General features: G+C 63.0%; 12 protein-coding genes. 6 read left to right on the top strand and 6 right to left on the bottom strand.

The features are described 5' to 3' along the window. Positions 1 to 534 precede the first annotated feature (534 nt). Positions 535 to 2847: an efflux RND transporter permease subunit gene (locus E2N92_RS05960; RefSeq protein ID WP_220682770.1), complete on the bottom strand. Its 2313-nt coding sequence runs from the start codon at positions 2845 to 2847 to the stop codon at positions 535 to 537. Further along, positions 2844 to 3107, bottom strand: a complete 264-nt coding sequence (locus E2N92_RS05955) for a hypothetical protein (protein WP_220682769.1) — start codon at positions 3105 to 3107, stop codon at positions 2844 to 2846. The genes E2N92_RS05960 and E2N92_RS05955 overlap by 4 nt, the downstream gene beginning before the upstream one ends. Positions 3108 to 3537: 430 nt before the next feature. Here E2N92_RS05955 and E2N92_RS05950 point away from each other — a divergent pair, with 430 nt between their 5' ends. The 4 genes from E2N92_RS05950 to E2N92_RS05935 all read left to right on the top strand — a co-directional run bounded on the left by E2N92_RS05950 (position 3538) and on the right by E2N92_RS05935 (position 8800). Next, entirely contained in the window at positions 3538 to 4302 is a 765-nt protein-coding gene (locus tag E2N92_RS05950) for a TrmB family transcriptional regulator (protein ID WP_220682768.1), read from the top strand. Positions 4303 to 4687: 385 nt separating this feature from the next. After that, positions 4688 to 5482 carry an FHA domain-containing protein gene (locus E2N92_RS05945; protein ID WP_220682767.1) on the top strand — a complete coding sequence of 265 codons (795 nt, stop codon included), beginning with the start codon at positions 4688 to 4690 and terminating at the stop codon, positions 5480 to 5482. A 16-nt stretch (positions 5483 to 5498) separates the two neighbouring features. Next, positions 5499 to 6893, top strand: a complete 1395-nt coding sequence (locus tag E2N92_RS05940) for a serine/threonine-protein kinase (RefSeq protein ID WP_220682766.1) — start codon at positions 5499 to 5501, stop codon at positions 6891 to 6893. Between the two features lie 479 nt (positions 6894 to 7372). Beyond that, complete coding sequence (locus E2N92_RS05935; RefSeq protein ID WP_220682765.1) at positions 7373 to 8800, top strand: aldehyde dehydrogenase family protein; 1428 nt, start codon at positions 7373 to 7375, stop codon at positions 8798 to 8800. A gap of 5 nt (positions 8801 to 8805) precedes the next feature. Here E2N92_RS05935 and E2N92_RS05930 read toward each other — a convergent pair whose 3' ends face one another. Beyond that, entirely contained in the window at positions 8806 to 10824 is a 2019-nt protein-coding gene (locus E2N92_RS05930) for a PAS domain S-box protein (RefSeq protein ID WP_220682764.1), read from the bottom strand. 227 nt (positions 10825 to 11051) lie between these two features. Here E2N92_RS05930 and E2N92_RS05925 point away from each other — a divergent pair, with 227 nt between their 5' ends. Further along, complete coding sequence (locus E2N92_RS05925; RefSeq protein ID WP_220682763.1) at positions 11052 to 11423, top strand: HIT family protein; 372 nt, start codon at positions 11052 to 11054, stop codon at positions 11421 to 11423. Positions 11424 to 11891: 468 nt separating this feature from the next. Here E2N92_RS05925 and E2N92_RS05920 read toward each other — a convergent pair whose 3' ends face one another. From E2N92_RS05920 to E2N92_RS05910, 3 genes are all read right to left on the bottom strand, one after another. Further along, the gene (locus tag E2N92_RS05920) at positions 11892 to 12548 is read right to left on the bottom strand and encodes a hypothetical protein (RefSeq protein ID WP_220682762.1); all 657 of its coding nucleotides are present in this window, start codon (positions 12546 to 12548) and stop codon (positions 11892 to 11894) included. Positions 12549 to 13118: 570 nt separating this feature from the next. After that, positions 13119 to 14327 carry a nickel pincer cofactor biosynthesis protein LarC2 gene (larC2, locus tag E2N92_RS05915; protein WP_220682761.1) on the bottom strand — a complete coding sequence of 403 codons (1209 nt, stop codon included), beginning with the start codon at positions 14325 to 14327 and terminating at the stop codon, positions 13119 to 13121. After that, positions 14324 to 16177 (bottom strand): hypothetical protein, encoded by a 1854-nt coding sequence (locus E2N92_RS05910; RefSeq protein ID WP_220682760.1) that lies wholly within the window; start codon positions 16175 to 16177, stop codon positions 14324 to 14326. Before E2N92_RS05910 ends, larC2 begins: the two co-directional genes overlap by 4 nt. Before the next feature lie 870 nt (positions 16178 to 17047). On the opposite strand from E2N92_RS05910, the gene E2N92_RS05905 reads away from it, so the two are divergent. After that, complete coding sequence (locus E2N92_RS05905) at positions 17048 to 18127, top strand: aldo/keto reductase (RefSeq protein WP_246589334.1); 1080 nt, start codon at positions 17048 to 17050, stop codon at positions 18125 to 18127. Positions 18128 to 18148: the final 21 nt, after the last annotated feature.

Below are 18148 nucleotides of genomic sequence, written 5' to 3'. Positions count from 1 at the left end.
GGTATTTCGCGAGAAGATAGGGCGGGGGACGGCATCACGCGTGTTCCTGGTGAAGAATGATCGCCCCTTTCCCGGCCCGGTTCTATCTTCGGGGTCATGAAAGCGGGACGGCGTGCCGATCAGAATGTGCCGTCCCCATCATCGTCGAATCTTTTCTGTTGTCTCGCGAGAAGATAGCCGACGGGCGGCAAGGGAGTGTGATCCCGCTGAAAAATGATCGGCCCTCTCCCGTCCCGGATCTATCCTCGGGGTCATGATACCGGGATGGTATGCTGATCAGACCGTGCCGCCCCTTATCGCACGATCGTTCCTGCTGTCTCGCGAGGAGATGGGGCGGGGCCGGCAAGGAGGTGGTGGCCCGAGGGAGGGTCATGATCCGACGAAGGAGCATGGATCCACACGCCCTCGAGACTAAAGAGAATTTTCATCCCGTATGCTTGAGCCGGGGGTTCATGCCGAATTCTCCAGAGCCAAAAAACAAATTTCTTCGAGTTGCAGCGAAAAAATGATGAAAACCGGAGGGACCGATCCCCTCTACGCCGTCGCTGCCGCCTGATTCTCCGCTCCGTCCCCGCGGTGGGTGAAGCGGTACATCAGGGAGAGGACCGCCGGCATGACCAGGATCGCTCCCACCAGCGAGAACCCAACGGTGATCACCGTCACGGTCCCGAAGTTCGAGATGATGTTGAAGGCCGAGAGCGTCAGCGCCGAGAACCCGAAGACCGTCGTCATCCCCGAGACCGTGACCGCGGTCCCGATCTTCTGCACGCTCATCTGGATCGCCTCGTAGATGTCGAGACCCCTGGCAAGTTCCTCCTCGCACCGTTCCATGATCAGGATCGTGTACTCCGAGGCCACCCCGATGGTCATGGACCCGAGGGTGGCGGTCATCGGGGTGTAGTCGAGGCCGAGGAAGTACATGATCGCCCCGTTCCACCCGACGATCATGACGATCGGGATGAGAGGCGTGACGGCGTTCGCCTTCCGGTACACCAGGAGGAGGAACCCGAGGATGAAGACGAAACCCGCCAGGACCATCATCGTCTTCGACGTCGCGATGTCGTCCATCAGCGAGGCGAACATCTCGGTGCCGCCGGTCACCCTGGCGTGCGTTCCGGGCGGCGCCTCCATCCACTCGACGTCCTTCTCCATGTTCTTGATCATCGACCTGGCCACGTCCAGTTCCATGTCGACGGTGGTGAACTCCATCACCGCCTCCATCCCGCCGTTCAGGTACCGGGCCTTCATATCCTCCGGGATCCCGGCGAGCACCACCCTGACCTCGCTCTCGGTCGTCGGGAGGACGCCGTTGTTGTACTGCCTGATCAGGGTGGCGATGCTCGTGACGCCGGTGACCTTGTCGTTGGTCCGCAACTCGTACGCCCCGAACTCGTCGATCCAGCCGATGGTATCCATGCCGAGCACATCGTCGCCGGTCACGATGATCGGGACCGTGTTCGTCGACCCCATCGTCCGCGTCACCTTCTTCATGTCCTGGAGGGCCGGCATGTCCTGCGGGACAAAGGTCTCCTCGTCGGCATTGATCGGGACGTCCTGGTCAAGGTATAACCCGGTGAAGGCGACCAGCCCGAAGATCAGCAGGACCGGGACCGGATTTTTCGCGATCCAGTACGCGCTCTTCCCGAGGATATGGTTGTAACGCTCGATGAGCGAACCGCGCGACCCCGCGGCATGCGTCGGTTCCTCCTCGCACCCCTCCCAATCGAGTTCGCAGGCCTCCACGTCGTCGAGTTTCCCGGTCCCCTCTTTCGGCCGGTATTTCATGAGAGTCCCGAAGACCGGGACGACGACCAGCGCCGCAAGATAACAGGAGACGACGCCGATGGTGCAGGTGACCCCGAAGTCGGCGACCATCGGGACCGGGGAGACGAACATGGCGATGAACCCGATCGAGGTCGCCACCATGGCGACGAGCACCGACGGCCCCGCCCTGGTAACCGTCGCCGTCACGGCTTCGGGGATGGATGCCTGCCGCCGCTCCTCGTCGAACCGTGAATGGAACTGGATCGCATAGTCGATCCCGATCCCGATGAGCACCGGGAAGGCGCCGATGACCGTCATGCTGATCGGGATCCCCGCGAGCCCCATGAACCCGAAGGTGAGGATCAGGCCGGTCCCCACGATAAAGACCGGGAGGAGGCGGTAGCGAACATGGGAGAAGAGGAACGTCACGGCAAGGACCATCAGGAGCATCGCCGCCATGATGAGCATGCCCATCGACTGTCCCATCTCCTGCCCCATCTCCTGCGAGAACGCCGGAGTTCCTGAGACCGTGACCGCGACCCCGGCCGGCGGTTCTGAGATCTCGATGACGGTCCTGACATTGTCGAGCACCTGCTCCTGGACGCTGCTGGCAACACCGGGCTGGATGGTGATGCCGACGATGGTCATGAGCCTGGAGGGGAGGTAGCGGTCGAGGGTGCCCGGCGGCGCCTGCGCCAGGACGGCGTTCACCTCGCCCTTCGAGACGGGCATGCCGCCCCCGTTCGCCTGTTTCATCAGGTCGGGTATGCCCGAGACCTGATCGACATACTGCTCGTTTCTGATGTCGTCTTCGAGACTATCGATGTACGCGAGCACCTCAGGGTCGGTGACGTCGTCGCTCTCGAAGATGAGCATGATGGCGTCCGAACCGTAGGTGTCGACATAATGGGCGAGCGTGGCGCCTCGGGGGGTGGTCTTGTCGATGTACGTGTCGTCCCCGGTCTCCATGCCCACCATCGAGAGGCCGAAGAGGGCGAACATGAAGATCGCCGCGGCGATCCCGAGAACGACATACGGCCTGGTGTTGATGGCCCCTGCAAGGAGGGCGTAAAGTCGTTTCATGGTGTTTCCATCGGTGTGTTGGGTGTCTGGGCGTAGTCGGCGATGATCATCTCGGTCACGTCACGGGCGATCGCGTCGGCATCTCTCCCTGCAACCGCTACGCCGTATTCGAGAGCGATCTCCTCAAGTTTGTGAAGGTCGGTGATATGAAACCTGCTCCTCGAGAGTCTCAGGGCCTGCATGGTCATTCCGATGATGAGGGCGATGCCGTCCCCTTCTGCTGTCTCGTCCTCCATCGCGAGAAGATGAAGGAGTTCCACTGCGTCCCGGCAGACTGGCGGAGGCAGAAACCCGGCTTCACCCCAGATCCGTGATGTGGCCGCCTCTTCAGGTCCCGGATCCCCATGATCCGGAGAAGTGGATCGAGGTGAGTGTGCGATCGCTTTGTGCTCCTGGTCCATGATATGCGGAGGGTTCATGCCATCTTTCCTCACACCCTTCGGCAATTCTATCATATAGTGTTGGTGCAACTCGGTGAAGTTTCAGGTAAAAAAACGGCAGAATGTGGTTGAAATTGGCCTCGCCGTCTCTCCGTGATCTCCGCGTGGCGTCGGCGCGCCGTCGTTTCCTGTTCTGGGCGGCGCATCGGGGCCGGATCTGGCTGGATCCGCACCTCCTACCTCCCGTTCTGCCGCGTGGTCCCGTCCTCATCGATAATCATTACCCCTGTTGCAACCCAACAGAGGAGCAATGGCAGATGAGATCGTCCCCCTGCTCCGCAACCTCGGGCTCAACGAGTATGAAGCGAAGATCTATGCCGCCCTCGTCGGTCTCAGAAAGGCCACCGCACGGGACATCCATGAGGTGAGCGCGGTGCCGCGTGGGCGGATCTACGAGATCCTCCACGACCTTGTGCGCCGGGGTTTCATCGGCGTGATCGAGGGTACGCCCACCTCGTTCTATCTTCTCGACCCCGATCAGGTGATCGACCGCCTGAAAGAAGACTCGATCCGCTCCCTGGAGGAGACGCGCGAGGCGATCCATGCGGTTTCCTTCCCTCAGCACCGTTCCCCCGAACCGGTGATCCTGCTGAAGAGCGAGTGGGCGATCGAGAATCATCTCAATTCACTCTTCAGGAAGACGAAGGATCGGATGACCATCCTCTGTCATACCCCCGTGTTCTTGCAGCAGCACCTCAGGGCCCTCAGGGCACTCGACCGGCGGATCGATCTTGCGATCATCGTCCGCGACGCTCGTGCCTATGCCGGGATCGATCTCCCGATCTATGCGGCCAGCGGTATTGTTGCCGGTTTGCTCGACGATCAGCACATGATAACCGACGGGGTCAGCATGGAGTGCGTCATCTTTGTCGACGAGAAAGATTTCATCCATATCGGGGGGACGGGTTCCGAACGCATTGGAGTGTTCGGGTCGAACATCCCCCTCGCGAGATATGTCCAGCGCTCGCTGGCCGGGTGGCTGGAGGAGGAGAAGAGCACCTGCAATATGGGCTGAGGAGTTCTCTCAGAGGTTGTCCCGGATCGTTGCGGCATTACCCTCGCAGAAGATAGACGATGGGTGGCAGACCGATCCGGCGTGCCGCCCCTATTGAGAATATTCACCGTTCTCTCGCGCCGGGGGTTTCACCCCCGGACCCTCCACGACGGAGATAGGCGAGGGGGGCGATGGATTGAGGTCTTCACCCGTTCTCCTGCCTTAAAATGGAGAGATCAAACGACGAGAAATTTTCATCCCGTATGCTTGAGGCGTGTTCTCGACTCATCTCTGATTCTACAGAACCGGAACAGGGCACGTCCCGGCTCTGAAGGCGTTCTCACCTTCTCGCCGCCGGAGTCACAGAACCATGCGGGTTATCTATCATGCCCCCCCATATTCCTTCATGACGGAGAGCGACCGCACCCTTCTGTCAGGCGCCGATCCCGACTTCCTCGAGGAACTCTCCGATTACCTCGACGTCCTGGGCAACCCGGTCCGCCTGCGGATCCTGCAACTGGTCGCCGGGGGGTCGAAGGACGCCAGGTCGATCTCCCGTGCGGTCGGGACGAGTTACGAGAATACCAGAAAGCATCTTGACCGTCTTCTTCTTGCCGGCCTGGTCACCAAAGAGGCCGGGCTCTCGGGCGAGACGGCGACCGGGGTGCACCCGGTCTGGAAATATACGCTGGTCCCGGGCGGCCTCGAACGGGTGGTCCAGAACCTCGCCCTCTTCGGGAACCTCGGGATCGCCGCGGACGCGCACGGGGTCTCGCTCAGGTTGAGGGAGATGCGAGACCAGGTCTCGTCGACGTTCTTCGGCGGGACGCCTCTTCTTCTGGTGGTCGGCGGGCCCGACGACGGGACGGTCTTCCCTCTCGAGGGACGCCGGTATGCCGTCGGGAGGGAGGACGCTGGCGGTGCCGCTGCCGGGTCCGAGGCGATCGCACTCTCTCCGGCCTATACCGCGGTCACCCGCGTCTCCCGCCCCCACTGCCGCCTGGCGATGGCCGGCGGCGCCTGGCAGGTCGAGGACTGCGGGAGCACCGGCGGTACGCAGGTGAACGCCGTCCCGCTCAGGCGGCACGAACACCGTCTCCTCGAGGACGGTGACATCATCGACCTGGCCCGCGGTCCGCAGGGGGCCCGTCTCCTCTTCACCCTCCCGCCTTCCGGGCTGACGGACGACCGTCTGGCTTGATATGGAGGGATGTCCAATGCGGTCTATGTACGGCGGTGCCTGGAGGCGGTGGCGGACCGTAATCGTCCTCCTCTTCCTCTTTATGGTCCTGGTGGTCCCCGCGCAGGCGGTGCCCGACCATGCCGCGAAGGACAAAACCGACCGCGGTCAGGGCCAGGACACTCCTCCGGGTCTGGCACATGCCCCGGGCCAGCAGAAGGCGGTGCCCGAACCTGACGATCCCGCCCCGGATCCGACGCCCGAACCCACCCCCGAGCCTACCCCCGAGCCTACCACTGAAATTCCCACGCCCGCACCCACGCCCGCACCCACCACCGCACCCACCACCGCACCTACCACGGACGTCCCGACGCCTGACCCGACCACTCCCGCCCCCGCCACCGCGGCACCGACACCGGATCCCGTGCCGCCGGAGACCTCAGAGAGACCGTCCTCGACACCCGCACCCGAAGAAACACCCTCTCCTCTTTCGGGCCTGGCGGCGGCCGCGCTCGTTGTCTCCGCCGGTGCCCTCGGCGGTCTTGTGTATACGCGTCGGCGAGGAAATCCCCCACCCCCCGCGGACGAAGACGTGACGGTCGTCGTCCCGCCGCACGCAGATGCGGAATGGACTCAGTCCGGGTTCCCGCCGGCGCTGACGGAGAAGTACGCAGAAGTCGCGCCGGCCGGGAGCGGGGGCACCGCCCAGGTCTTCAGGGCGGTCCGCCGCGCCGACGACCTGACCGTGGCGGTGAAGGTTCCGCTCCGTCAGGACGAGGCGACGGGCCGGTGTTTTCTCCGGGAGATCAGTATCTGGCAGGACCTGGTCCACCCGAACATCGTCGAAGTCTATGCCGTCAACGTCCTCCCGGTCCCGTACGTGGAGACCGAGTACCTGGGCCGCACCCTCAAGGACCTGAAGACCCCGCTCGGCCCGGCCGAGTCTGTCGGGATCGTCGGGGGAATCGCGGCCGGCCTCGCGTACGCCCACGGCCGCGGCGTCGTCCACCGCGACCTCAAACCCGGCAACATTCTCCTCGCCGACGACGGCACCCCGAAGATCGCCGACTGGGGGCTCGGCAAGGTGCTCGGCGAGGGAGACGAGACCGTGGCGCCGGGCTATTCGCTCCATTACGCCGCGCCCGAACAACTCTCCCCGGCCCGTTTCGGCCGTCCCGACGAGCGGACCGATCTCTACCAGCTCGGCGTCGTCTTCTACGAACTCCTCACCGGGACGCTGCCCTTCGACGACGACGGACCGGGCGCATACTCTGCCGCCGTCCTCAGCGTCCGGCCGCGCCCGCCTTCGGCCGTCGACCCGGCGCTCGCCCCCTTCGATCCGATCGTCCTGCGGTGCCTGGAAAAGGAGCCGGCCGGCCGGTTCGGGTCGGCAGAGGAGTTCCTTGACGCGCTCGGTGCGGTAGAATGCTGAACTTCCCGGTTCAGAGTATGAACCTGGCGGATCTTTTTTTTTATAACCTCGCGGAGAGATTCTCTCATGGAGTCGCCTGGCAGGAGATCTGGCAGGAGGAAGGAGAACCATGCACCCGAAAACGCGGATCCGGGCATTCGCCCTCTTCTGCATTTCCCTGGTGGCTATTGTGCCGGCTGGGGCATGGCCTGGTGCCGGGGGGCACCGAGGCTGCCGGCAGCCTGCCATCGGCGGGAATGTGGGTATGGGCACTCGTCCCGCTGCAGATTGTCCCTGTGCTGACGACGGCACCTTCTGGCAGTTCCAGTCCGGGGATAACCGTCGAAACAGGTCATGCGTTGGCAACCACGTCTGTGACACAACGTACCGCCGTCTCCTGGCCCGCCAGTGACTCTGCTGGGCACGATACCACACCTTCTTTTCTTCTCTTCACCTGCCCGCCGAAACCTCCATATCCGGGTCCGTACTGATCCTCTCTCATGAAAGAGCCTCGACCCTTTCTTGTCGGCGGGGAGCGGCGGCGGAGTGAAAAAATCCTTGACGTCCGTTTTCCGTACGACGACTCCCTCGTCGGCACCGTCTGCCTTGCCGGTCCGACCGACCTGGAGGACGCCGTCCGTGCGGCGCAGCACGGCTTCGGCCGTACCCGGCGGCTTCCGACACATGAGCGGATCCGCGTGCTCAAACGATTTGCCGCTCTGATCGACGACCGAAAAGAGGAGATCGCCGGGACGATCACGCAGGAGGCCGGGAAGACGGCCGCCCTGGCCAGGGCCGAGGTGGAGCGCGCCGTCGAGACGGTCCTTCTCTCTGCCGAGGAGGCCGGGCGGATCTACGGGGAGGTGATCCCCCTCGACCTCACCCCGGCGACGGGAGGGAGAACCGGGTATCTCCGCCGCGTCCCCCTGGGCACGGTGCTCGCGATCACGCCCTTCAACTTCCCCTTCAACCTCGCCTGCCACAAGATCGGGCCGGCGGTCGCCGCGGGGAACGCCGTGATCCTCAAACCCTCCTCAAAGACCCCGCTCTCCGGCCTGGTGCTGGGCGACCTCCTCGTCGAGGCCGGGTACCCCGAGGAGGCTGTCTCGGTCCTCCCGTGCACCCCCGACCTCGCCGAGTGGCTGGTGCGGGACGGCCGGATCGCCTACCTCTCCTTCACCGGCAGCCCGGCCGTCGGCTGGCACCTCCGCGAGATCGCCGGGCGAAAACGGGTCGGCCTCGAACTCGGCGGGAACGCCGCGGTGATCGTGGACGAGGACGCCGACCTCACCTATGCCGCCGAGCGGATCGTGCAGGGCGGGTTTTCAGGCGCCGGGCAGGTCTGCATCTCGGTCCAGCGGGTGTTTCTCCACCGTGCGGTGTACAGGGAATGTCTGGAGATGGTCCTGGAGCGGACCGGCGCGCTCAGGGCCGGCGACCCGAGAGACCCGGCGGTCGATGTAGGCCCGATGATCTCGGAAGAGGCCGCCGCCGCGGCCGAAGAAAAGGTGAAAGAAGCGGTCTTCGACGGGGCGACCGTCCTCGCCGGCGGTGGGCGGGACGGCACCCTCTTTGCACCCACCATTCTCGCCGACACCCTCCAGACGATGCGGGTGAACGCCACCGAGATGTTTGCGCCGGTGATCACCGTCACCCCCTTCGACGACTTCGAGGCCGCCCTTGCGATGGTGAACGACTCTCCCTTCGGCCTCCAGGCGGGGGTCTTCACCAACCGTCTCGACCGGGCGTTTCATGCTTTTGACGAGTGCGAGGTCGGCGGCCTGATCGTCAACGACATCCCGACCTTCAGGGCCGACGCCATGCCCTACGGCGGGGTGAAGGCCTCGGGCATGGGCAGGGAGGGACCGCGGTACGTGATCGAGGAGATGACCGAGCCGCGGCTGATGGTCCTGAACCGTCGGGGGTGACGGGTTCAGGTGCGGGTCAGCGGATGCAGGGCGCCTGCCGGCTCCTGCATCCTGTGGTACCCCTCTTTTGGGACCAGGATCTCGAAGCGTGCGCCGGTCCCGTATTCACCGGTCTCCCTCATCTCGATCCCGGTGATCTGGAGAATCTCCCTGCAGAGGAAGAGACCGAGGCCGGTGTTGTTGCCGTAGCCCCGCCGAAAGATCATCTCCTTCTTCTCGTCCCTGACCCCGGTGCCGTCGTCCTCCCACAGGATCACCAGGCCGTGCTCTTCTTCCCGGCACGAGATCCTGACCCTGCTGGCCCCGTCGCTGTGTCGTTCGGCATTGTCGAGGAGGTTGAAGAAGACCCTTTCAAAGAGCGGGTCGGCGTAGACCTCCACCCCCCTGATCTCGGAGTGGATCGTGAGGGTACGGGGTCTCAGTCTGGCGATGTTTCGTTCCACGCGACACCACTGCGGCTCCCTGATCCCGATGTCCTGGTAGTCGCGGGTGAACTCGATCTGTTCCTGGATGTTGGTCGCGGCCTGGTGGATCAGCCTGAGATGATGGAGGGAGGCGGGGTCGTTGGCCTCCTCTTCCTCGGCGATCTCGAGGTGGGCGAGGAGGACGGTGAGCTGATTGAGGATGTCGTGGCGGGTGATGTTCCCCATGATCGTGAGTTTGTCATTGATCCTGGCAAGCGACTCGGAGAACCGTTTGAGTTCGGCGGCGTGGTATTCCAGTTCTTTCTCGAGGACCAGCCGTTCGGTGATGTCGGTCAGGACGAGGAGCACGGCGTCCTCGTCCAGGTACGTGATCGGCGCCGCCCTGATCGTGACCGGCAGGTGCGTCCCGTCCAGGGTCCTGAGCATGATCTCACGGGGAATGGATTTTTTCCTGGAATGTCCGTCTGCAACGACCTCCTTGAATCTCTCCCTGAACTCCTGCATCACGAAGGAGAGGACCGGCGTGCCGACAAGGTCGTCCGATTCGCCGCCGAGTGCCGCCTCCGCCGCCGGGTTGGTAAAGATCACCCCGCGGGCGTCCGAGTAAACGATGATATACTCCGGCAGGCCCTCGACCAGTTCCCGGTGATTTTTTTCTGCTTCCCTGAGAGCTTTTTCAGCGTTTCTCCGCATGGTGATGTCTCTGAGGGAGACCAGGATCGCTCGTTTGCCCAGATAGACGGTTGTACTCCCGAGGGCTTCGATCTCTTTTTTTCCGTCTTTTCTGGTTGTGATCGGGCATTCTAGGGAGAAGGTGCGATCTTCTGTCCGGCATGCTCTCATGCACTCGGTGATGGGTTCTTTGTATTCAGGAGTGATGAAGGCGTAAATCGTTCCTTCATCCTCTTCAAATGTGGTGTTCCCTCCCATTTCTCTGGCGGCCTGGTTTGCATAGATGATCCTGCCGGAGAGATCGATGATCAGGATCCCCTCGAGCAGGGAATCGATGAGGGATGCAAAGAATTCCTCACTCTCGCGGGGGATGTGCGGCCCTGGCAGGCCCCTGGAGATCTCCGTGGCCGCCGCCACTTCCATCGCGGTGATCTGGAAAGAGGTGCCCCGGTTTATGGTGAGTCTCTCCCCGTCTTCCTCCCCTGCCGGGAAGCCGATGGCGCTCGTGGCCGGGGGGGGCGTGAAGCCCTTGTTCCGACGGGGGTATCGTTTCTGCCGGCCCATCACGAAGGCCCCGATTTTTTGTGAGAGGGCCTGACGATCTCGTGGTGTGTGGGGCGCAGAGAGGCAGAGGTTGGCGCCGTTGCCGAGGGCCCGGACGACGCTCTCGTCGTCGTCCCCATCGGTGAGGCATATGAAGGGGGTTCTGTCTCCCGTGTCTCTGAGTCTCTGAAGAAGGGCGATCTCGTCTGTTCCTGTGATCGGAGGGGCCGAGACGATCACGTCGAAGGGATGGTGGTGGAGGATCCGGAGGGCTTCGGCTGTCGAGGGGGCGGCGGTGACCGAGAAGGTGCCGCTCTCTTCGAAGTACCGGCGTGCTTCTGTGAGTGTATCGGAATTTTCATCAATATAAAGGAGGGATATCATGGGATTTCACGAATTTCGTAGATTTGTAGGCTTATAGCTCGTAATAGTTGAGAAGACAATAAATATTGATCTATTCTTTAATTCATGTATTTAAATATTTTTTTCGGGGGAGCCCGAACGGTGGAGGCCGCGCAGGAGAGAGGGGATCTGGACGTCCCTGGATTGGGATGTGGAGGTCGGATCGGTGAAGCCCACGTATTTATGCTCGAAGAGGAGACCTCTGGGATATGCCCTGTCCCTTCTGCGACCCCGTGCCCGAGGAGATCGTCGCCGGCAACGACCTGGCCTATGCCCGGGCCGATCGCTACCCGGTCTCTCCTGGCCACACCCTGATCATCCCGTACCGCCATGTCCCCACCTTTTTCGAGGCGACCGACGAGGAGAAGACGGCCATCCTCGCCCTTATCTCGACGTGCCGGGACCGCATCGAGGAGGCGTATCGTCCTGACGGCTATAACATCGGGGTGAATGTCGGCGCCGCTGCCGGGCAGACGGTGATGCACCTCCACGTCCATCTCATCCCCCGCTATGCCGGGGACGTCCCTGATCCGCGGGGGGGGGTGCGGGGAGTGATCCCGGAGAAGAAGGCGTATCCGTGAGGTGGGGAAGAGGTCTTGCTCGCCCTTCGGGTCGGATCTCTGCAGGATTACCCCGCTCGATTGCCGCCCCCTTCACAGAATTTTTTTCCGGGCTTTGTAGAATTGGGCATGAGCGCCACGCTCAAGCATACGCGATTGAAAATGATCGTGGTTCTCTGTCTCTAAAGGAGCATGGATCCGTGCTCCCCCTTTGAAGGAGGAGAAGAGATGGGATGCTTGTTGCATTGCCGCCCCCGCCCTATCTTCGTCGTGGGGGGTCTCGGGGGGTGAAACCCCCCGGTGCGAGATTACCAGGAACGATCCAGAGATGGGGGCGGCACGTCTGATCATCACGCCTTGCACCTCCCCCCATCATTCGATCTCCACCGCACCCGCTGAAAACCTGAAGCAGGACGATTGGATCCAGTTCACAGGGAGGCTGAGGTGATGAAAAGAGGCTCTCTTCTCCGGAGAAAAAAAAGGGAAATTTCAGGAGACCGAGATGCTCCAGTTCCCGTCAGAGACGATATCGAGATAGTACGGACCTTTTGCCGGGATGGCCACCGGCACCGATCCGTTATAGGCGCCCATGTGGCCGTGGACCGGCTGGAGATAGGTGCCGGTCGGGTCGAGGACCGGGTGGCCGGTCTGGTTGTACAGGCTGGCCGCAAAGAACGATTTTCCGTCGTTGGCGACATCGAACGTGACCTCGCCGAGCGGCAGGTCGATCCATCCGGCGACGTCGTCGCCCGACCCGTTGACGGCGAAGGGCAGGGAGTGTCCGGCTTCCACCGGGATCTGCCGCACGTCAACGGTCCACGCACCCTCGGCGGTGACGTTCAGGCGGTAGGTGCCGTTCTCATAGATCCCGAAGATCTGCGTACCGGCGTACGGGCCTTCGCCGTGGGCGAGGAGGTCGTAGGCGTCGTGGTTCCCGACTTCGAAGACGAAGGGCCCGGAGCCGTTGAAGGTCATGGCGAAACGGTACAGCCCGGCGTCCATCTGGACCGTCTCCGAGGCGTTGCCGTTCCCGGCATAGAACATCTGGGGCAGCGGGGCGTCCCCGTGCTCATCTTCGACCGGGGCGTTCTGCACGCACCCGCAACAGAGGAGGGCGGTGCAGAGGATGAGTGATACGATGATCATTCTTTTCATAATTTTTGGTAAGACTCCTTTGCATTTATGTGGTTTGGTCTTTTTTTATGGCTGTTCGACCTTTCTGTCTGCGGTTGGTCGAAGGAAAATAGGATATCGGGTTTTGTTGAGGTCATCCGGATTGCTCTCTCTGTGGGGGTCTGGCCGCCCCCCGGTCCCCCGCGATAGGCGGTGGACGGCAATACACTCTTCATAATCGGCTGTGTAGAATTCGGCACGAATACCGGGTTCAAGCATACGGGATGAACATTCCTGGTGGTCTCTGATGCGTGGATCCTTGTTCCCTCTTCGGAGCAGGACACCATATGGGACCACCACTTCATTGCCGCCCCTCGGCTCTCTTCGTCGTGGGGGGTCAGGGGGGTGCAACCTCCGGTGTGAGATTCCAGGAACGATTCTCCGATGAGGGCGGCACGCTTGATCACCCCGCCTTCCCACACGCTTACGCCGGGGTGCTAGCCCCCGGCGAGATGATGGGGGAAGGCAGTTGCATCAAACTCGCATCCGGAAAATAAAGGGTTTCAACAGAGTCGATCTGGACATCAGAACCTCGATGACATCCTATTCGTTGCGGACGGCCGGGATCTGCCGGTGCACCTCTCCGGCCACCTGCCTGAACGGGATGCCGAGGGTGAGGGCGATCTCCTTCATGTCCTCGTACTCGGGCTTGACCGCCACCACCCGCCCGCCGGTGCACGAGGTCTTCACCCGCACCCGGAAGGTCTGCCCGGCCACCGCGACCTCCACCGCCTCGCGTGAGCGGTCGGCGACGAGCCGCGGCTCTTCCCGCACCCGCACTCCCAGGGTACCGGTCTCGTCCATCAGGATCCTGATCAGGTCCGGGTACCGGGCATGATCGGTGATCACCGAGAGCACCTGCACCGGCCGCTGCTTCTTCCCGATCGCCGGGGTGACGAAGACGTCCACCGCGCCGGCCGCAAAGAGTCGCTCGAAGGTATACCCGACCGTCTCCCCGGTGATGTCGTCGAGGTTGGTCTCCAGGATCACGATCCGCTCTTCCACCAGATCCCCAACCTCCCCCTCGACGATCCGCAGGAGGTTCGGCCGCCCGTTGTTCTCGCGGGTGCCCGCACCATACCCGATGCGGGTGGGGACCATCGCCGGGAAGCGGTCCCGGACGATTGCCAGGTTGGCGAGGAGGGCGGCACCGGTCGGGGTGGTGAGTTCCATCGCAAGCGCACTCTCCGCGATCGGGATCCGGTGCATCGCGCAGATCTCAAGAGCGGCGGGCGCCGGACCGCCGACCTCGCCCCTGCCGGTCGGGACCGTCCCGCCCCCGAGGGCCGGCGGGGTCGCATATACCGGACAGCCCAAAAGCCCGGCCTCCTCCATCAGGAGGAGCGGCCCGAGGATGTCGAAGATCGTGTCGGCCGAAGCAACGGTGTGGCGGGAGAACCCCGCGGGGTGCAGCCTCTTCTCTGCCTCGATCAGGTCAGTCAGCACGGCCCTGGCCGTCGCCGCCGCCCTGCTGGAGAGGCCGACGGCACCGATCACTTCCTCCATCGCCGCCGCGAGGTCGCCGTCCGACCCGCTCCTCTCCTCGGCAATCTCAATCGAGAGTCTCTTCGCCCTGATCCCGTTCTCGGTCTCGGTGACGCTTACATCGAAGGTCGAACATCCGGGCAGAGCGGCGATCGCTCCGGCAAGAGTGAAGAGGGGTTCTGTCGAACCCGTGAGGTCGACCAGCGCAGCGACGAGCATATCGCCGGCAATCCCCCCCACCCGGGGGTCGATGAGCAGCGTCTTCATGCTGCGGGCGGGAAGGGTTCGTTGATCTTTGCGTACACCCGCTGTGCGAGTTTTGCCACCTCGAAGGCCTTCTCGTCGGCGCCCGGGATGGCGCGGGTCAGGAAGGCCCCGTCCTCGGCCCCTTTCGCGGCGTCCTTCGCCTCCATCCCGATGAGGGCGGCGACCGCCGCGGGCACGGTGATGTTGATGATGGTGTGGCCGATGTACTGGAGTTCCTGGGTCAGGATGGAGCCGCAGAAGAGGGCGACCGGCCAGTCGGGATCGTCCCGGTTCTTCCCTTCCAGGGCGAAGGCCGGCACCTCTTTTCCGCTGAGGTTCTCGACATGGTACGGTTTCCCGTCGATGGAGACGTCGTACGAGACATTGGAGTCAAAACCCCAGTAGCGTGCGGTGAATTTGTCGGTCCGGCGACCGTGTGCCTTGATTGCGGTGAACTTCAACGCGATCTCGCGGCCGGTGAACGCCGAGAGGATCGCCGAACCCCGCCGCTCGACATAGGCCAGTCTCTCCTCGTCGAGGATGTGCGTGGCGTCGGCGACGGTCTTCCCCTCCTTGATGATGTCGTAGGTATGGGCGGCCCGCCGGTAGATCGCGCGGTCCCGCACGCCTTCGGAGGCAAGGATGCAGGCCTTCGTGACCTTGCCGCGGGTCACCTGCTCGGCCTTTCTGGCGATGGTGTTGAGGCCGCAGAGCGCCATCTCGGGGTCGATGAAGGCGTTCATCTTGTAGTCGCGGATCGCTTCGGCGACGGCGAAGACGTCGCCGTGATGCTGCATGAGCAGCCTGAGGGCCGGGACGCAGTCGCCCTCGAGGTGGCCGAGGGGCGGGTTCACCGGTCCGCCCGAGAACCCGGCGCCGATGGATGCGGCTTCCTCGAAGGCGGCGAAAATTTCAGAGAGCGCCATCGACCCGATGACCGACGGCCCGCCGATGTCCTTGAGGATCAGACCGAAGTCGCCGAGCACCTTGGCGGTGTCGTACTCCTCGTGCGTACCCCTGATATGCAGTTTTTCAGGCAGACCGGCGGCGTCCCGCGCACCCTTACCCGCGAGGTACGACGAGTCGACGCGGCCGAACTTCCCGAACTCCTCGCCGAGGATGGCGTCGGGGTGGACGATCTCCATCGTCACCGCCGCCCCGATGAGGGCGGGCCAGAGGGCGAGCGGCGTGATGCCCGCGCCGGCCATGCTCTTCATCATCGCCTCGGTGCCGACCTTTGCGGCGTTGTAGGCAAGTTCTGGGATGTTGTAGTCTTCGCCGAGGGCCGAGTGGCCGTAGATCGTCCCGCCCGAGATGAAGGGGGGGAGGACGGAGCCGTCGACTTTTGTCAGTTTTTTCTCGACCAGCGCCTCGTAGATGGCCATGTAGGCCGGGAACGCCTGGATGCGGTGGGTGGACTTGCCGGTGACGAGGGCGATCGCACTCGTCCGTGCCGCTCCGGCGTGGATCCGTGCGATGGCGCCGAGTTTCCGGTTGCCGAGCGGGACGCCGGACCTGGCGCACGACCCCGAGAAATACGCGAGCGAGGCCACGATGAGGGCGGCGTTCGCGGGTTCGGCGCCGGCGTTCATCGCCTCCCGCACCGCTTTCTCGATGACCATGTCCAGGGGCAGTTCGCCGGCGGCGGCGTCCACGACGGTCATGCGGCCCATCAGGCTCATCTCCGGCCCGGCGATCGAACAGAAAAGGTCTTCGGCGATGGAGTTCGCCGCGGCGTAGACCGGAATGACCAGAGAGCCGTGCCCTTTCGTCGCCGCCTCGAGTTTGTCGTTGGTCATCGAGTCGGGTTCGAAGGTCGAGGCCATCGTCGCTGCAAAGACGATCTTATCTTTTTCGTGTCCGTTTCCCATGATATCTTCCCTCCTTTTCTCCGATGAGAGGAGATTGTCCTCCCTCTACATATAGGTTGGGAATTTTCTGCAATGGAAGGGTTTATCGGAATATCGACGACGTATCCGGCGTTGTTATGAAAAATATTCCGGGAAGTATTCCGATCATCACACAAAAGACAGGTACGTATTTTTTGGGCTCTGTAGAATTGGGCATGAGCCCTGGGCTCAAGCATACGGGATGAAAATTTCTTGTCACTTGCTCTCTCTCTCTTTTCAAGACAGGAAAACTGGTTGATACCTCGCTCCATCGCCGCCCCCATCTATCTTCGTCGTGGGGGGTCCGGGGGGTTTCCCCCCGGTGCGAGATGGCAGGGAAATCTCGTCGATGGGGGCGGCCGATCCATCAGAAGAATATTCTATCCTCTGCGTATCGGCTTCAACGTGATATGACGAGTTCAAACTCTCATGAAAACCTGAAGAGAGGATCGTCTGGATCATTTTCATGGTAATTTTTCATGAACCTCCGGCTCAAGCATACGGGATGAAAATTTCTCGCCGCTTGATCGCTCTTTTTCAAGAGAGGAGAATCGGGGGGGATCGTGTTCACTTCGCCGCCCCCTGGCTATCGTCGTCGGGGGGTGGTCAGGGAGGTGCAACCCCCCGGTGCGAGATTCCAGGAACGATTCTACGATTGAGGGCGGCACGTTTGATCGCCACGTCTTCCTCCATCTTCTTGCCGGTCCCTCCGCCGGTACGGCACCTGAAAGGGGGGACATGACGACCTGACCGCGCCAACAACCGGCAACAAAAAGGCTCTGGCCGACGGAGATGAATAGGATGCTCTATCGAGAGATGCCATCATCATCAGAACCTCTCCCTGTCCTCGGCATGGGATGCATGCGCCTGCCGAAGACGCCAGGGGGCCGGGTCGACGAAGCGGCGGCCGTCGCCCTGATCCGGGCGGCCATCGACGCCGGGGCCACCTACATCGACACCGCCTGGCCGTACCACGACGGCGAGAGCGAGGGGATCGTCGGCCGCGCCCTTCAGGACGGCTACCGGGAGCGGGCCTTCCTCGCGACCAAACTCCCCTCCTGGAAGGTGGAGAGCCGCGAGGACATGGACCGCTACCTCGACGAACAACTCCGCCGTCTCGGCACCGACCACCTCGACGCCTACCTGGTCCACGCCCTCACCCGCCGACGGTGGAACAAACTCTGGGACCTCGAGGTCGACACCTTCCTCGAGGAGGCGAAGGCCGACGGGAGGATCCGGTACGCCGGGTTCTCGTTCCACGACGACTTCTCGACCTTCAAGCGGATCGTCGACGAGTACGCCTGGGACCTCTGCCAGGTGCAGTACAACTACCTGGACGAACACTATCAGGCCGGGACCGAGGGGATCCGGTACGCCGCAGAGAAAGGCATCGCCGTCGTCGTGATGGAACCCCTGCGCGGCGGCCTCCTCGCCCAGAAACCGCCCGAAGAGGTGGAAGAAATCTTTGCCGCCGCCCCGGTGCGCCGGAGCCCCGCCGGGTGGGGCCTTGCCTGGGTCTTCGACCACCCGGAGGTGACGACCGTCCTCTCGGGGATGGGGACGATGGACGAACTCGACGAGAACCTCGCGGCCGCCGAGGCCGTCCGGCCCGGTGCGCTCTCGCCCGAAGAGCATGGGGTCGTCGACGCCGTGCGGGAGGTCTACCGGACGCGGCTCGCCGTCCCGTGCACCGGGTGCCGGTACTGCATGCCCTGCCCGTGCGGCGTGAACATCCCCGAGTGCTTCGCCCAGGTGAACAACGCCTCGCTGTACGACGATCCCAGATATGCGGCGTTCTTCTACCGCTCGCTCCTCGGCGAGGGGGGTCTGGCCTCGTGGTGCACCGAATGCGGGATGTGCCTCTCCCTCTGCCCGCAGGGGATCGAGATCCCCGATGTGCTCAAGGAGGCCGTCTCGCTCTTCGAAACGTAACCCGACCAAAACGATATATCG

It is taken from the genome of Methanofollis formosanus (assembly GCF_019633745.1).
Classification (GTDB): domain Archaea; phylum Halobacteriota; class Methanomicrobia; order Methanomicrobiales; family Methanofollaceae; genus Methanofollis; species Methanofollis formosanus.
Note: the sequence above shows the minus strand (reverse complement) of the source record. Positions and strands in the feature narration are given on the sequence as shown.

Coding starts and splice junctions, on each gene's coding strand:
- E2N92_RS05945 (WP_220682767.1), top strand. CDS start 4,688: ATGACGGAGAGCGACCGCACCCTTCTGTCAGGCGCCGATCCCGACTTC.
- E2N92_RS05920 (WP_220682762.1), bottom strand. CDS start 12,548: ATGATCATCGTATCACTCATCCTCTGCACCGCCCTCCTCTGTTGCGGG.
- E2N92_RS05950 (WP_220682768.1), top strand. CDS start 3,538: ATGGCAGATGAGATCGTCCCCCTGCTCCGCAACCTCGGGCTCAACGAG.
- E2N92_RS05910 (WP_220682760.1), bottom strand. CDS start 16,177: ATGGGAAACGGACACGAAAAAGATAAGATCGTCTTTGCAGCGACGATG.
- E2N92_RS05935 (WP_220682765.1), top strand. CDS start 7,373: ATGAAAGAGCCTCGACCCTTTCTTGTCGGCGGGGAGCGGCGGCGGAGT.
- E2N92_RS05925 (WP_220682763.1), top strand. CDS start 11,052: ATGCCCTGTCCCTTCTGCGACCCCGTGCCCGAGGAGATCGTCGCCGGC.
- E2N92_RS05960 (WP_220682770.1), bottom strand. CDS start 2,847: ATGAAACGACTTTACGCCCTCCTTGCAGGGGCCATCAACACCAGGCCG.
- E2N92_RS05940 (WP_220682766.1), top strand. CDS start 5,499: ATGCGGTCTATGTACGGCGGTGCCTGGAGGCGGTGGCGGACCGTAATC.
- larC2 (WP_220682761.1), bottom strand. CDS start 14,327: ATGAAGACGCTGCTCATCGACCCCCGGGTGGGGGGGATTGCCGGCGAT.
- E2N92_RS05905 (WP_246589334.1), top strand. CDS start 17,048: ATGGGATGCATGCGCCTGCCGAAGACGCCAGGGGGCCGGGTCGACGAA.
- E2N92_RS05930 (WP_220682764.1), bottom strand. CDS start 10,824: ATGATATCCCTCCTTTATATTGATGAAAATTCCGATACACTCACAGAA.